The organism is Pseudomonas sp. m6p, assembly GCF_055760375.1.
Genome location: NZ_CM147084.1, coordinates 3,872,573 through 3,887,991 on the forward strand (window position 1 = coordinate 3,872,573; position 15,419 = coordinate 3,887,991).

The following is a 15,419-nucleotide window of genomic DNA, read 5'->3' on the forward strand; positions in this document are numbered from 1 at the left end:
CCAGGCCGCGAATGAAACTGTGCAGGTCGCAGCATTAAATTGACGTTTTGCCGTTGATCGGCTGACCGGGCGCGCCAAGTGCTTCAGGCATAAGCTCATTGGATCCCTTTCAGCGCATCAACCAAGGAGGCCGATCATGTATGGAATGCGCGCCCAGGACAGCGCCCCCGCCACCCACTTTCGCAGCGAGCGGATGTGTAGGGTCAATGGTGAACTGTTTTTCTGCACGCGGGAGAACACCCTTGAAGGGCCGTTCGCTTCCCCGGAGAAGGCTGAGCAGGAAATAAAAGCGTACATCGCGCGGATGCAGCTTCTGGATTCCAACCGGTCATCAGGTTGATCCCATCGCTGGCAAGCCAGCTCCCACAGTGTTCCAGAGTGTTCACAAATACAGGCAACACCTTCAGAACCTGTGGGAGCTGGCTTGCCAGCGATGACGGCTTGAATGCCGACAATTATCCCCAGGCTTACCGAACAGCCTCAAACAATCCCGTCGCACCCATCCCGCCCCCCACGCACATGGTCACGATGCCGTAACGCAGATTGCGCCGCTGCAACTCACGCACCAGATGCCCGACCTGCCGCGAGCCGGTCATGCCGAACGGGTGGCCGATGGAAATCGAGCCGCCGTTGACGTTGTATTTTTCGTTGTCGATCTCCAGCCGGTCGCGGGCATACAGGCACTGCGAAGCAAACGCCTCGTTCAGTTCCCACAGATCGATATCCGCCACTTGCAGGCCCTTGGCCTTGAGCAGTTTCGGCACCGAGAACACCGGGCCGATGCCCATTTCGTCCGGCTCGCAACCGGCCACGGTGAAGCCGCGGAAAAACGCCTTCGGCTTGAGCCCCAGTTGCAGGGCTTTCTCCAGACTCATCACCAGCGTCATCGACGCGCCGTCGGACAGCTGCGACGAGTTGCCGGCGGTGACCGAGCCGTCTTCGGCAAATACCGGTTTCAGTCCGGCGAGACTTTCGTAAGTGGTGTCCGGGCGGTTGCAGTCGTCGCGATCGACGATGCCGTCGAGGATCTGCACCTCGCCGCTGTTTTTGTCCTCGACCCGGTACTTGACCGCCATCGGCACAATTTCGTCATTGAACAGCCCCGCCGCCTGTGCCTGGGCAGTGCGCAACTGGCTTTGCAGCGCGTAACGATCCTGGGCCTCGCGGCTCACGTCATAACGGCGCGCAACCACTTCGGCGGTCTGGCCCATGGTGTAGTAGATGCCCGGCACCTGCTGCTTGAGCAGCGGATTGATCAGGTGATCGGTGTTGACGCTTTTCAGGGTCAGGCTGATCGACTCAACGCCACCGGCGACAATGATGTCGCTGCAACCGGAAGCAATCTGGTTAGCGGCAATCGCAATCGCCTGCAAACCCGAGGAGCAAAAACGGTTGAGGGTCATGCCGGCCACATGGGTGCCCAGCCGCGAGAGCACCGCCACGTTGCGACCAATGTTGTAACCCTGCGCGCCCTCGTTGGAGCCGGCCCCGACAATGCAGTCCTCGACGCTGGCCGGGTCGATGTCGTTGCGCGACAGCAGCGCGTTGACGCAATGGGCCGCCATGTCGTCGGGGCGGGTCTGGTTGAACTTGCCGCGAAAGGACTTGGCCAGGCCGGTCCGCACGCTGTCGACGATCACCACTTCACGCATGGCATACCTCAATTGTTGTTGTCGGAGGAGAGTCAACCGAGGATAAGTCCACCCCGCCGCCGACCGCGACAATCATTCACCCCGCGTATGCGTGCCCATCGGCTCAGTCCTTGTGTTTTTTCGCGCGCTTGTCGGACTTCTCGAACGCCTCTTCGAGTGCTCGGTTGATCGTGCGCAGCACCTTGACCCGCGCCCAGCGTTTGTCATTGGCCTCGACCAGCGTCCACGGCGAAATCTCGGTGCTGGTGCGGTCGACCATGTCGCCCACGGCGGCGCGGTAGGCATCCCACTTGTCGCGGTTACGCCAGTCGTCCTCGGTGATCTTGAAGCGCTTGAACGGGATCTGCTCGCGGGCCTGGAAACGTTCCATCTGCGTGTCCTTGTCGATCGCCAGCCAGAACTTGACGACGATGACCCCGGCGTCGGCGATCTGCTCTTCGAAGTCATTGATCTCGCTGTAGGCGCGCAACCAGTCGGCCGGGCTGCAAAAGCCCTCGACCCGCTCCACCAGCACCCGGCCATACCACGAGCGGTCGAACACGGTGAACTTGCCGCGTGCCGGCAAATGTCGCCAGAAGCGCCACAGATACGGCTGCGCGCGCTCCTCTTCGGTCGGCGCGGCAATCGGCACGATGCTGTACTGACGCGGATCGAGCGCCGCCGCCACCCGGCGAATCGCCCCGCCCTTGCCCGCCGCATCATTGCCTTCGAACACCGCCACCAACGCATGGCGACGCATGCGCTTGTCACGCATCAACCCGGACAGCCGCGCCTGCTCGGTGATCAGTTGTTCTTCGTAATCTTTCTTTTCCAGCTGCTGGTTCAGGTCGAGGCTGTCGAGCAGGTTGAGTTCGTCGACGGCAGTGCCCAACGGGGCGGCGTTGACCTCTTCGGTATGCACCTCAGGACGCTTGAGCGCGTTCTGCAAGCCCTCCAGCAGGATCTTGCCCACCGCGAGGCTGCGGTAGTTGGCGTCCATGCCTTCGATGATGTGCCAGGGCGCGTAGTCGCGGCTGGTGCGGCGCAACACGCGCTCGCCGTATTTGACGAACTTGTCGTAGGTCTGCGATTGCTGCCAGTCCAGCGGACTGATGCGCCAGCTGTGCAGCGGATCGTCGGCCAACGCCTTGAGCCGCGCTTTCATCTGTTTCTTGGACAGGTGAAACCAGAACTTGAAGATCAGCGCGCCTTCATCGCAGAGCATCTTTTCCAGACGCTCGGCGGCGTTGATCGCCTGATCCAGACGCGGATCCTTGAACAGGCCGTGAACCCGGCCCTGAAGCATCTGGCTGTACCAGTTGCCGAAGAACACGCCCATCCGTCCTTTGGCCGGGAGCATCCGCCAGTAACGCCACGCCGGTGGCCGCGCCAGTTCTTCATCGGTCTGCTGATCGAAGGTGCGCACCTCGATCAGACGCGGGTCCATCCATTCGTTGAGCAACTTGACGGTCTCGCCCTTGCCGGCGCCCTCGATGCCGTTGATCAGAATGATCACCGGGAAACGCTTCTGCTGCTGCAACTCGAACTGCGCTTCCAGCAGTGCTTCACGCAAGGCAGGCACAGCCGCGTCGTAAGTCTCTTTGTCGATGGCATGGCCGATTTCGGCGGATTCAAACATGGGGACGGCTCCTTCCAGGATTCAGCAAGACTAGCGGATTGGGCACGGGCACGGCGGAGAAATTCCGCACACCATGGCAATTGGGATGAATGAACAAACTGTGGCGAGGGAGCTTGCTCCCGCTCGGCTGCGCAGCAGTCGCAAGACCTGCAGCCACCGTCCTCCAGACAAATTGCGATCGCTGGTTTTGGGGCTGCTTCGCACCCCAGCGGGAGCAAGCTCCCTCGCCACAAAAGCCGGTGATGATCCTGCATTCGATCCAAGGATCACTTGCCATGGATCAAGCACCCTCCGCCCGATCGGCTAGAATGGCCGCCTTGTCGTTGCCGAGCCTGCCATGAAACCTGTACTGCCCCACGCCCAACTCGACTGGGATGACCAGGGACGCCCGCGCTCGCGGGTGTTCGACGATGTGTATTTTTCCGACCAGTCGGGGCTGGATGAAACCCGTTACGTGTTCCTCGAACAGAATCGCCTGGCCGAGCGTTTTGCCGCGTTGCCGGCGCACGGGCGACTGGTGATCGGCGAAACCGGGTTTGGCACCGGGCTGAATTTTCTCTGCGCCTGGCAACTGTTCGAGCAGCACGCAGTAGCCGGTGCGCGGCTGCATTTTGTCAGTGTCGAAAAGTACCCGTTGAGTCCGGCGGATCTGCAACGGGCGCTGGCCCTGTGGCCGGAGCTCAAGCCGCTGGCCGATCAGTTGCTCAAGCATTACGTGGCGATCCATCAGGGCTTTCAGCGGATCATTCTGGGCAATGGCCGAGTGACGCTGACGCTGCTGATCGGCGATGCGCTGGAGCAGCTGCCGCAACTCGATGCGCAGATTGACGCGTGGTTTCTCGACGGTTTCGCCCCGGCGAAAAATCCCGACATGTGGACCGCCGAACTGTTCGTCGAACTGGCTCGACTGGCCGCCCCCGGCTCGACCATCAGCACCTTCACCAGCACCGGTTGGGTCAGGCGTTTGCTCAACGCCGCCGGGTTCAAGATGAAACGCACCCCGGGCATCGGCCACAAGTGGGAGATCCTGCGCGGCGAATTTCTCGGCTGGCCGCAGGATGTCGCGCCACCGCTGCCGGACAAACCGTGGTTCGCCCGCCCTGCTCCGCTGACCGCTGAACGTCGGGCGCTGGTGATCGGCGCCGGACTGGCCGGTTGTGCCACGGCCGCCAGTCTCGCGGCGCGCGGTTGGCAGGTCAGTCTGCTGGAGCGGCATGCCGAGGTGGCGCAGGAAGCGTCAGGCAATCCACAGGGCGTGCTGTACCTGAAGCTGTCGGCCCACGGCACGGCGTTGTCGCAACTGATCGTCAGCGGCTTCGGCTACACCCGCCGCCTGCTGGAAACCCTGCAACGCGGCACCGACTGGGACGATTGCGGCGTGCTGCAACTGGCGTTCAACGCCAAGGAAGCCGAGCGTCAGGCGCAACTGGCCGCGGCCTTCCCGGAAGACCTGGTGCACTGGCTCGATCAGCCGCAAGCCGAAATCCAAGCCGGGATTGCGGTGGCACACGGCGGGCTGTTCTACCCCGAAGGGGGCTGGGTGCATCCGCCCGCGCTGTGCCAGGCGCAAGCCGCGCAGGCGAACATCGAACTGCTCAAGCATCACGATGCGCTGGAACTGCGCAAGGTCGAGGGACAGTGGCAAGCCCTCGACGGCGAACGGGTGCTCGCCAGCGCGCCGGTGGTGGTGCTGGCCGGCGCGGCGGAGATCAAACGCTTTGCGCAAAGTGCCGAGCTGCCGCTCAAGCGCATTCGCGGGCAGATCACGCGCCTGCCGCAAACCGCCGAGAGTCAGGCGCTGCGCACTGTGGTCTGCGCCGAAGGTTATGTCGCCCCGGCACGTCTGGGCGAACACACGCTCGGCGCCAGTTTCGACTTCAACAGCGACGACCTGACACCGACCACCGCCGAACACCTGGGCAATCTGGCGATGCTCGAAGAGATCTCCAGCGATTTGGTAGCGCGTCTGCACATCAATGAGCTGCCCCCGGAAACTCTGGAAGGACGCGCCGCATTTCGCTGCACCAGTCCTGACTATCTGCCGATTGTCGGCCCCCTCGCCGATCGCGAAGCCTTCGCCGAGGCCTATGCCGCGTTGAGCAAGGATGCGCGACAAGTGCCGGACATCGCCTGCCCGTGGCTCGATGGCCTGTACGTCAACAGCGGCCATGGTTCACGCGGGCTGATCACCGCGCCGCTGTCGGGCGAACTGCTCGCGGCGTGGCTGGACAACGAGCCGCTGCCGCTGCCGAAAAGTGTCGCCGAGGCCTGCCATCCCAACCGTTTCGCGTTGCGCACGTTGATTCGCGGCAAATGAAAAACGGCGGCTGGCCGCTGGTCAGTCGCCCCCTCTTATAACTCATCGTTCTAAAACTCCCACATCTGCAGCGGGTCAGTTTCTGAGTACCGGCCATTTTGGCCTGACTTGAATGCCCCCTCCCCAACGGAAAAACCGGTAAGGACTTTATGTGCGGATTAGCTGGCGAGTTACGTTTTGATCATCAACCTGCAGACCTTGCAGCGGTAGAGCGAATCACCCATCACCTGGCCCCTCGCGGCCCCGACGCGTGGGGCTTCCATGCCCAAGGGCCGATTGCCCTCGGCCATCGTCGCCTGAAAATCATGGACCTGTCGGACGGCTCGGCGCAGCCGATGATCGACAGCCAATTGGGCCTGTCGCTGGCCTTCAACGGCGCGATCTACAACTTCCCGGAATTGCGTGCCGAACTCGAAGCGCTCGGCTATGCCTTCTATTCCGGTGGCGACACCGAAGTGCTGCTCAAGGGCTACCACGCCTGGGGTGAAGCGCTGCTGCCAAAACTCAACGGCATGTTCGCCTTCGCCATCTGGGAGCGCGATGCCCAGCGCCTGTTCATCGCCCGTGACCGCCTCGGCGTGAAGCCTTTGTACCTGTCGCGCACCGGCCAGCGTTTGCGCTTTGCCTCGGCCCTGCCGGCGCTGCTCAAGGGCGGCGACATCAACCCGATCCTCGATCCGGTGGCGCTCAATCACTACCTGAATTTCCATGCAGTGGTGCCGGCTCCACGCACTTTGCTCGCGGGCATCGAAAAGCTGCCGCCAGCGACCTGGATGCGCGTTGAAGCCGATGGCCGCACCGAACAGAAAACCTGGTGGACCCTGCCCTACGGCCCGCACGACGATGAGAAACACCTGACCCTCGAAGACTGGCGCGACCGCGTGCTCGACAGCACCCGCGAAGCGGTGGCGATTCGTCAACGGGCGGCGGTGGATGTCGGCGTGCTGCTTTCCGGCGGTGTCGATTCGAGCATGCTTGTCGGCCTGTTGCGTGAAGTCGGCGTGGAGAACCTGTCGACCTTCTCCATCGGTTTCCAGGACGCCGGCGGCGAGCGCGGTGACGAATTCCAGTATTCCGATCTGATCGCCAGACACTACGGCACGCAGCACCATCAATTGCGCATCGACGAAAAAGAGATCATCGAGCAACTGCCCGCGGCGTTCCGCGCGATGAGCGAGCCGATGGTCAGCCACGACTGCATCGCCTTCTATCTGCTGTCGCGCGAAGTGGCCAAGCACTGCAAAGTGGTGCAGAGCGGCCAGGGCGCCGACGAACTGTTCGCCGGTTATCACTGGTACCCGCAGGTCGACGGTGCGGCCGATCCCTACGCGGCCTATCGCGCGGCGTTCTTCGACCGCAGCTACGACGACTACGCCGCCACCGTGCAGCCGAAATGGCTGACCGCCAACGACGCAGCCGGCGACTTCGTGAAGGAACACTTCGCCCAACCCGGCGCCGAGGCCGCGGTCGATAAAGCGCTGCGTCTGGACAGCACGGTGATGCTGGTGGACGACCCGGTCAAACGCGTCGACAACATGACCATGGCTTGGGGTCTGGAAGCGCGCACGCCGTTTCTCGATTATCGACTGGTTGAGCTCTCCGCAAGGATTCCCGGTCAGTTCAAGCTGCCGGACGGTGGTAAACAAGTGCTCAAAGAAGCGGCGCGTCTGGTCATTCCAAGCGAAGTGATCGACCGCAAGAAAGGTTACTTCCCGGTGCCGGGCCTCAAGCATTTGCAAGGCGACACCCTGAACTGGGTGCGTGAACTGCTGCTGGATCCGAGCCAGGATCGCGGCCTGTTCAACCCGGCCATGCTCGACAAATTGCTGACTGATCCGCAAGGCCAGCTGACGCCTCTGCGCGGCTCGAAACTGTGGCAGCTGGCGGCCCTGAACCTGTGGCTCAGTGAACAAGGAATCTGATTGATGAAACCTCACGCCACGGCTATCAATCAACGCCTGTTGCGCGGCCAGACACCGTCGTATGAACGTTTGCAGGCGCGTCTGGCCGAAGACGGCAGTGAACTCGGCGCCGACCCCATCGCCGTGCATTGCGGTTGGGGCCGGCTGCTGATCGGTCACACCTTTCCTGACCCGGCGACGCTGGCGCAGGAACTGCTCAACGAGCAGCCCGGCGAGCGCGATATCGCCCTGTACGTTGCCGCACCGCAACAGATTCTCGGGCTGGAACCGACGCAACTGTTTCTCGATCCGTCCGATACTCTGCGCCTGTGGTTCAGCGATTACCGCCAGGCTACCCGGGTCTTTCGCGGCTTCCGCATTCGCCGGGCACAAAGCGAAGCCGACTGGCAAGCAATCAATCTGCTGTATCAGGCACGCGGCATGCTGCCGATCGATGCCACGCGCCTGACTCCGCATCATCAGGGCGGCCCGGTGTACTGGCTCGCCGAAGATGAAGACAGCGGCGCGGTAATCGGCAGCGTCATGGGCCTCAATCACCAGAAAGCCTTCAACGATCCGGAACACGGCAGCAGCCTGTGGTGCCTGGCGGTGGATCCGCAGTGCTCGCGGCCCGGCGTCGGCGAAGTGCTGGTGCGGCACTTGATCGAACACTTCATGAGTCGCGGCCTCAGCTATCTGGACCTGTCGGTACTGCATGACAACCGTCAGGCGAAGAACCTGTACGCCAAACTCGGCTTTCGCAACCTCTCGACCTTCGCCATCAAGCGCAAGAACGGCATCAATCAGACGCTGTTCCTCGGGCCTGGGCCGGAAGCCAATTTCAATCCTTATGCGCGGATCATCGTCGAGGAAGCGCATCGACGCGGCATCGACGTGCAAGTGGACGATGCCGAAGCCGGGCTGTTCACCCTCAGCCATGGCGGGCGCCGGGTACGTTGCCGCGAATCGCTGAGCGACCTGACCAGCGCGATCAGCATGAGTCTGTGCCAGGACAAAAGCCTGACCCACAAAGTGTTGAAAGGCGCCGGCCTGAAGCTGCCTTCGCAGCAACTGGCGGGCAACGCCGACGACAACCTGGCGTTTCTTGACGAGCATCAGCGTGTGGTGGTCAAGCCGCTCGACGGTGAACAAGGCCAGGGCGTGGCGGTGGATCTGCAGAGCATCGAAGAGGTGCAGCAGGCCATCGAAGCCGCCAAGCGTTTCGACAGCCGCGTACTGCTGGAAAGCTTCCACGAAGGCCTCGACCTGCGAATTCTGGTGATCGGTTTTGAAGTGGTGGCGGCGGCGATTCGTCGTCCCGCCGAGGTGGTCGGTGACGGCCATCATTCGATCGGTGCGCTGATCGAGGCCCAGAGTCGACGCCGGCAAGCCGCCACCGGGGGCGAAAGCAAGATCCCGCTGGATCACGAAACCCAGCGCACCCTGCATGCGGCCGGTTATGACTACAGCACTGTATTGCCGGCAGGCGAACACCTGTTTGTGCGCCGCACGGCCAATCTGCACACCGGTGGCACGCTGGAAGACGTTACGGCGATTCTGCACCCGACCCTGGTCGATGCCGCCGTCCGCGCAGCGCGGGCGCTGGATATTCCAATGGTCGGCCTCGACTTGATGGTGCCGGCGGCGGATCAGCCGGAGTACGTGTTTATCGAAGCCAACGAACGCGCCGGACTGGCCAATCACGAGCCGCAGCCGACGGCAGAGCGATTTGTCGATCTGTTGTTTCCGCACAGTCAGCCGGCTGTTTCTTGATCATGTAGAGCCTGAACCGGCCCCATCGCTGGCAAGCCAGCTCCCACAGGTTTACCGGTGTACCCAATCACTGTGGGAGCTGGCTTGCCAGCGATGAGGCCCTGACAGGCAACACAAATTCCCTCATCGAAACCATCGATGCGCCTCAACTCATCAGGAGTTTCCATGACCACACAAATCCCCGAACCGGATCTGAACTACCTGCAAAAAGTCCTGCTGGAAATGCTCGCCATTCCCAGCCCCACCGGCTTCACCGACACCATCGTGCGCTACGTCGCCGAGCGTCTGGAAGAACTCGGTATCCCTTTCGAAATGACCCGTCGCGGCACCATCCGCGCCACGCTCAAGGGCAAGAAAAACAGCCCCGACCGCGCCGTTTCCGCGCACCTCGACACCATTGGTGCCGCCGTGCGAGCAGTGAAAGACAACGGCCGTCTGACCCTGGCTCCGGTCGGTTGCTGGTCGAGTCGGTTTGCCGAAGGCAGCCGGGTCAGCCTGTTCACCGACAACGGTGTGATTCGCGGCAGCGTGTTGCCATTGATGGCCTCCGGGCACGCGTTCAACACCGCCGTGGACGAAATGCCGATCAGTTGGGATCACGTCGAACTGCGTCTGGATGCCTACTGCGCAACCAAGGCCGATTGCGACTCACTGGGCATCAGTGTCGGCGACGTGGTGGCGTTCGACCCGTTGCCGGAGTTCACCGACAGCGGCCACATCAGCGCCCGTCACCTCGACGACAAGGCCGGGGTTGCGGCATTGCTCGCTGCGCTCAAAGCCATCGTCGACAGCGGTCAGGAATTGATGATCGACTGTCATCCGCTGTTCACCATCACCGAAGAAACCGGCAGCGGCGCGGCAGCAGCCTTGCCGTGGGATGTCAGCGAATTCGTCGGCATCGACATTGCACCGGTCGCGCCGGGCCAGCATTCCAGTGAGCACGCGGTGAGCGTAGCGATGCAGGATTCCGGCGGGCCATACGACTATCACCTGTCGCGGCATTTGCTGCGGCTGGCCAGCGAAAACGAACTGCCGGTAAGGCGCGACCTGTTCCGCTATTACTTCAGCGACGCGCATTCGGCGGTGACCGCCGGGCACGACATTCGCACGGCCCTGCTCGCCTTCGGTTGTGATGCAACCCATGGCTACGAGCGCACGCACATCGACAGTCTGGCGGCGCTCAGTCGTTTGCTTGGAGCGTACATTCTGAGTCCGCCGGTATTTGCCAGCGATGCCGCGCCGGCCAATGCTTCGCTGGATCGCTTCAGTCACCAGATCGAGCATGACACGCAAATGGAGAGCGATACGCGAGTGCCTTCGGTGGACAGTCTGGTGGGGCAGCGCTCCGACAGCTGATCCGGGCTTCCGTGGTGGCTGGACTGGCCCCATCGCTGGCAAGCCAGCTCCCACAGTTTTTGGGGTGGCTCAGTTGTTTGTGTACACCATCAAACTCTGTGGGAGCTGGCTTGCCAGCGATAGGGCCGATACTGCCCACACAAAACTGGCAGCCAGCCACCAATCGCCGTAGCATCCCGCCATTGATTGAACCGAGGTGCTCATGCTGATTCCCTACGACGCTCTAGAAGTCGACACCCTCACCCGCCTGATCGAGGACTTTGTCACTCGCGATGGCACCGACAACGGTGATGACACGCCGCTGGAAACCCGCGTGCTGCGCGTACGCCAGGCGCTGACCAAAGGCCAGGCGCTGATCGTCTTCGACCCGGAAAGCGAACAATGCCAACTGATGCTCAAACACGATGTGCCCAAGCACCTGTTCGACTAGCGGACCTTCTCGGTGGCCTGTTTGCGCTGAATCCGCTCGTAGACTTCCGAACGGTGCACATTGATCTTCTGCGGCGCTTCGACACCAAAGCGCACACTGGAGCCGTTGACGGACAACACCCGCAGGGAAATGTCGTCACCGATGGAAATCAACTCGCCCACAACACGGCTGAGTACAAGCATGGAGTTCGTCCTTCAAGGGTTAGCCAGCCCTGAAGATGCGCGGTGCGCGCCCGCTCTACAATGCGTGGCGAGCAATTCAGTCTTGCCCTACACCCGCAAGCGCTGCGCCCGTCAGACGTTTCCTGCAAATCGCTAAACAGTCTCGCCTCACGCGGCGCTAAACCGCGGCCCGAACAGGATCACACTGGCGCCGATCACGCACAGCGCCACGCCGATCCAGTCCGAACCCAAGGGACGTACCCGTTCAACCACTGCCAGCCAGCCAATCGACGCGACGATATAGATCCCGCCATAGGCGGCATAGGCGCGACCGGCGTAAGCCGCTTCGACACGGGTCAGCAACAGGGCGAACAGCGTCAGGCTGAGCAGCGCCGGGATCACCCACAAGGCACTTTTGCCCTGGCGCAACCACATGAAAAAGGCGAAACAACCGGCGATTTCAAACAGCGCCGCGAGGAAGAACCACAGGTAATTGAGCATTGATGCCTCTCGACAGGGTGACAATTGCGGCCACCCTAACGACGCGACACCCATGGGGCAAGTTCAGCCGTTGGTTTGTTTGGCCTTGGCGCGCATTTTATCGGCCATGGTGGTCATTTCGTTGTAGATCAGTTGCGGGTTCTTCTGCTTGATCGCCCAGGCCATGCGTCCCTGCTCGTGCGGCAGGATCATGAACTCGCCGGCGGCCACTTGCTGATAAATGTAGTCGGCGATGTCGGCTGCGCTGATCGGCGAACTTTCCAGCAACTTGCCAACCTGAGCTTTCATGGCTGGCGTCGGGCCACGGAACGAGTCGAGCAAGTTGGTCTGGAAGAACGACGGGCAGACCACATGCACCCCGACTTCCTGCTGCGCCAGCTCCACCAGCAAACTTTCAGACAGCGCCACCACACCGGCCTTGGCCACGTTGTAATTGCTCATCGCCGGGCCCTGCATCAATGCCGCCATCGAAGCAATGTTGATGATCTTGCCTTTGCTCTGTTCCAGCAGCGGCAGGAAGGCCTTGCAGCCTTTGACCACGCCCATCAGGTTGATCGCGATCTGCCAGTCCCAGTCCTCCAGCGACAGTTCGCTGAAGAACCCGCCGGACGCCACACCGGCGTTGTTGACGATGATGTCGATGCCGCCGAGCTTCTCTTCGCAGGCCTGGGCAAACGCGGTTAGCTGGCTGTAATCACGCACATCACAGCGCTGGATGAACCCGTCGCCACCGGCCTCGCGCACCCGCTTCAGGGTTTCCTGCAGGCCAGGTTCGCTGACGTCGGACAAGGCCAGCTGCCAGCCTTCACGCGCCCAGCGCAGTGCAAGTTCGCGACCTAAACCTGAGCCCGCACCCGTGATCATCATGCGATTTTGCATAGCAGACAGCCTTGTTGTTCTGTAGGAGATGCGCCGAGTGTAGCGAAGGAACACTGGCCACCCACGCTCCATCAGAATGCTGAATACAGGATCAAAAGATCGCAGCCTTACGCAGCGCCTACAGGGAACTGATGTAGGAGCTGCCGAAGGCTGCGATCTTTTGATCTTGCGCTTCAAAGGAAATAAACGAGTCATCCAAATACATTAAAAAAACATTGAATTTTCTTTCATACGCACCGGTCGGAATTTGTAAGCCGTCTGGAATTAGTTAGCCTCCAGTCGCCCTTGAATACCAAGACTTCTCGAACGCTATAAACAAGGAAATCGACATGGGCACAATTCTTATCATTATCCTGATCCTGTTGCTGATCGGTGGTCTGCCGGTCTTCCCGCACTCCAGAAGTTGGGGTTATGGCCCTTCGGGCATTATTGGCGTGGTGTTGGTGGTGCTGTTGGTTTTGCTGTTACTTGGCAGGATATAAAACCCCAAGACAAAAAAAAGAGGCCCTCAGAGGCCTCTTTTTTATGCAGCGGTTTTATCAGTCCGGCTTGCCGTTGATCACACCGGCCGTGTTGTCCATCAGGCTCTTGGTCGCCGTTTGCAGGAACGCTTCAAGCTTGAGTTTCAATTCGGCGGTACGCGGTGCGTCCGGAATGATCTCGGCAGAAGGGTTCGCGCCCAGTTGGTACTGGTAGATCTTCGGTGCCATTTCCTTCTCTTTCGGCAAGACCAGGATCTGGTCAGCGGTGACGATGGCAGTGGTCTGCTCGCTGCCCGACGGCTTGATCACACCGAAACCGGTGTCGCCGGCCGGCAGGTTGAGCAGGTCGCGGCCCCAGCACTGGTGACGCACTTCGCCACCCAGACGACCCATGATGGTCGGCACGATGTCGATCTGGGTGCCCACGGTGTGGTCACGGGTACCGAACTTCTCCTGAATGCCCGGCGCAATCATCAGCATCGGCACGTTGAAGCGGCCCAGGTCCATTTCGGTGATCTGACGCTCGTTGCCGAAACCGTGGTCGCCGACGATGACGAACAGGGTTTCCTTGAAGTACGGCTCTTTGCGCGCCTTCTCGAAGAACTGACCCAGGGCCCAGTCGGCGTAACGCATGGCCGTGAGGTGTTCGTTGAGCGTGCCGCGATCCGTCACGCGCTCCACCGGCAAAGGCGTCGGCAAGGCGTACGGCGTGTGGTTGGACAGGGTTTGCAGCAGCGCATAGAACGGCTTGCCGTTTTCCCGCGCCTTCAGTTCCACCAGACCACGGTCGAACATGTCCTGGTCGGATACGCCCCAGGTCGGATCGGAGAACACCGGGTTGACGAAGTCGTTACGGCCAACAAAGTTGGTCATGCCCTGGTTGCTGAAGAAGCCCGACTGGTTGTCCCAGGCGAAGTCGCCGTTGTAGACATACACGTCGTCATACTTGCGCGCACTGAGCAGCTGCGGCAGGCCGGAGAGTTTGTGGCTGCCTTCCGGGGTCTGCATCAGGTATTCGAAACCCGGCAGGTTCGGGAAGCACGCCATGGTCGCAAACATGCCCTGGTGGGTATGGGTGCCGTTGGAGAAGAAACGGTCGAACAGCAGGCCTTCCTTCGACAGTTTGTCGAGGTATGGCGTGATGTTACCCGGTGCGCCCAGGGCGCCGACCGAGTGACCGGCCATGCTTTCCATGAGGATCACGACCACGTTCTTGATCGGCAGGGTCTTGTCGGCCGGTGGCGTGTAGTCACGACGCACGGCGGCGATGTCGGCGTCGACCAGTTTGTCGTCCGGCATCACCAGCATCTCGCGCACCACTTTCTGCGCCTGTTCCTGCGGCAGCGTGGCTTTCCAGATGTTGTTGCGATCCTCGCCCATGCGGTCCTTGGCAGCGGCGATCAGCGACAGCGTGCCGTTGAGGCCGAGCTGGTTGGCGAAGTTCGATTCGGTGGTGTACACGTCACCCCAACGCAGCGGCGGGCCCTGACGCAGGGTGCCACGGGCCGCCACGACGCAGATCAGCAGGCAGACCACGAACACCGCCAGGCGGGTGTACCACGGCGCCACCTGACGGGTGCCGACGTTGCCGCCGCTGAACGGGCCGCGCGGACGGGTTGCACGATCCGCGCCCTTGAAGGCCAGGGTCAGGATCACGGTGCCGATCACCCACGCCAGCAGGTAGCGCACCACCGGGAAACCGTACCAGAGCATGCTCATCACGGTTTTCGGGTCTTCTTTCACGTACTGAAATACCAGGCCATTGAGGCGCTGGTGGAACTCACGGTAGAAGTCCATCTCCATCAGGCCGAGGAACAGCGCGATGCTGGACGCCACGGTCAGCCACAGACGGAAGAAGCCACGCGCAGCCATCGCCCGCGCACTGAACAGTGCCAGCAGCAACGGGACGCAGACGTAGACCACCAGGCGCAGGTCGAAACGCAGGCCGTTGGCGAAAGCTTCGAGAAAGGTCGAAGCCGGGGTATCGAGGATCATCTCGCGGTTGTAGACCAGCAGCGCGAGGCGCAGCACGGAAAACATCACCATCATGACCAGGGCACACAACAGGGTGTAGGCCAGATGCGATTTGACGGTCGGTTGCAGCAGGCGAGTGGAAGATCGCTGCTGATTCAGGGCGTCCGGGTTTGCCATGTCGTTTTAGGACCCATTGGAAGTTGAAGTTGCAAAATACAGCGGCGCCATGCCCTCTATTGGCCATTCCAGGCGCCGGGGCGTGCGCGGTGCGCAAATGTTGCACGATCACCGGCAGCATTGCCATTGATTAGTGCCCCGCTGCCCGACTCTTTCATAAAGGCAATCGTTCGCAGACAGCACGCATTGCGCGGGCGA

At 61.5% G+C, this 15,419-nt stretch carries 13 protein-coding genes; 7 read left to right on the forward strand and 6 right to left on the reverse strand.

The genetic code is table 11. The features are described from left to right. The first annotated feature begins 136 nt into the window (after positions 1 to 136). Complete coding sequence (locus tag ACYZUM_RS17505; RefSeq protein ID WP_041069325.1) at positions 137 to 340, forward strand: DUF6316 family protein; 204 nt, start codon at positions 137 to 139, stop codon at positions 338 to 340. 127 nt (positions 341 to 467) lie between these two features. Here the strand turns inward: ACYZUM_RS17505 and ACYZUM_RS17510 are convergent, their stop codons facing one another. Beyond that, complete coding sequence (locus ACYZUM_RS17510) at positions 468 to 1,652, reverse strand: thiolase family protein (RefSeq protein WP_473060929.1); 1,185 nt, start codon at positions 1,650 to 1,652, stop codon at positions 468 to 470. Between the two features lie 103 nt (positions 1,653 to 1,755). Then, entirely contained in the window at positions 1,756 to 3,270 is a 1,515-nt protein-coding gene (pap, locus tag ACYZUM_RS17515) for a polyphosphate:AMP phosphotransferase (protein WP_041069320.1), read from the reverse strand. Positions 3,271 to 3,607: 337 nt separating this feature from the next. Here pap and mnmC point away from each other — a divergent pair, with 337 nt between their 5' ends. From mnmC to ACYZUM_RS17540, 5 genes are all read left to right on the forward strand, one after another. After that, positions 3,608 to 5,587, forward strand: a complete 1,980-nt coding sequence (gene mnmC, locus ACYZUM_RS17520; RefSeq protein ID WP_473060930.1) for a bifunctional tRNA (5-methylaminomethyl-2-thiouridine)(34)-methyltransferase MnmC2/FAD-dependent 5-carboxymethylaminomethyl-2-thiouridine(34) oxidoreductase MnmC1 — start codon at positions 3,608 to 3,610, stop codon at positions 5,585 to 5,587. A 149-nt stretch (positions 5,588 to 5,736) separates the two neighbouring features. Next, positions 5,737 to 7,509 carry an N-acetylglutaminylglutamine amidotransferase gene (locus ACYZUM_RS17525; protein WP_473060931.1) on the forward strand — a complete coding sequence of 591 codons (1,773 nt, stop codon included), beginning with the start codon at positions 5,737 to 5,739 and terminating at the stop codon, positions 7,507 to 7,509. Between the two features lie 3 nt (positions 7,510 to 7,512). Beyond that, entirely contained in the window at positions 7,513 to 9,261 is a 1,749-nt protein-coding gene (gene ngg, locus ACYZUM_RS17530) for an N-acetylglutaminylglutamine synthetase (RefSeq protein WP_473060932.1), read from the forward strand. A 165-nt stretch (positions 9,262 to 9,426) separates the two neighbouring features. After that, a complete protein-coding gene (locus ACYZUM_RS17535) occupies positions 9,427 to 10,617 on the forward strand; it encodes an osmoprotectant NAGGN system M42 family peptidase (protein WP_041069309.1) in 1,191 nt (396 codons plus the stop codon). 202 nt (positions 10,618 to 10,819) lie between these two features. Next, positions 10,820 to 11,047 (forward strand): YheU family protein, encoded by a 228-nt coding sequence (locus tag ACYZUM_RS17540; RefSeq protein ID WP_003192759.1) that lies wholly within the window; start codon positions 10,820 to 10,822, stop codon positions 11,045 to 11,047. Here the strand turns inward: ACYZUM_RS17540 and csrA are convergent. The 3 genes from csrA to ACYZUM_RS17555 all read right to left on the reverse strand — a co-directional run bounded on the left by csrA (position 11,044) and on the right by ACYZUM_RS17555 (position 12,588). Continuing rightward, positions 11,044 to 11,229, reverse strand: coding sequence for a carbon storage regulator CsrA (gene csrA, locus ACYZUM_RS17545; RefSeq protein WP_041069300.1), 186 nt, complete (start codon positions 11,227 to 11,229; stop codon positions 11,044 to 11,046). The genes ACYZUM_RS17540 and csrA overlap by 4 nt on opposite strands. A gap of 147 nt (positions 11,230 to 11,376) precedes the next feature. Then, positions 11,377 to 11,709, reverse strand: coding sequence for a YnfA family protein (locus ACYZUM_RS17550; RefSeq protein WP_003226957.1), 333 nt, complete (start codon positions 11,707 to 11,709; stop codon positions 11,377 to 11,379). 63 nt (positions 11,710 to 11,772) lie between these two features. After that, entirely contained in the window at positions 11,773 to 12,588 is an 816-nt protein-coding gene (locus ACYZUM_RS17555) for an SDR family oxidoreductase (protein ID WP_041069294.1), read from the reverse strand. A gap of 323 nt (positions 12,589 to 12,911) precedes the next feature. Between ACYZUM_RS17555 and ACYZUM_RS17560 the strand changes: the two genes are divergently transcribed. Beyond that, on the forward strand, positions 12,912 to 13,070 hold the full coding sequence (locus tag ACYZUM_RS17560; protein ID WP_169432680.1) for a DUF3309 family protein: 159 nt from the start codon (positions 12,912 to 12,914) through the stop codon (positions 13,068 to 13,070). A 57-nt stretch (positions 13,071 to 13,127) separates the two neighbouring features. On the opposite strand, the gene ACYZUM_RS17565 is transcribed toward ACYZUM_RS17560, so the two are convergent. Beyond that, positions 13,128 to 15,221: an LTA synthase family protein gene (locus ACYZUM_RS17565; protein ID WP_041069289.1), complete on the reverse strand. Its 2,094-nt coding sequence runs from the start codon at positions 15,219 to 15,221 to the stop codon at positions 13,128 to 13,130. Between the last annotated feature and the right edge of the window lie 198 nt (positions 15,222 to 15,419).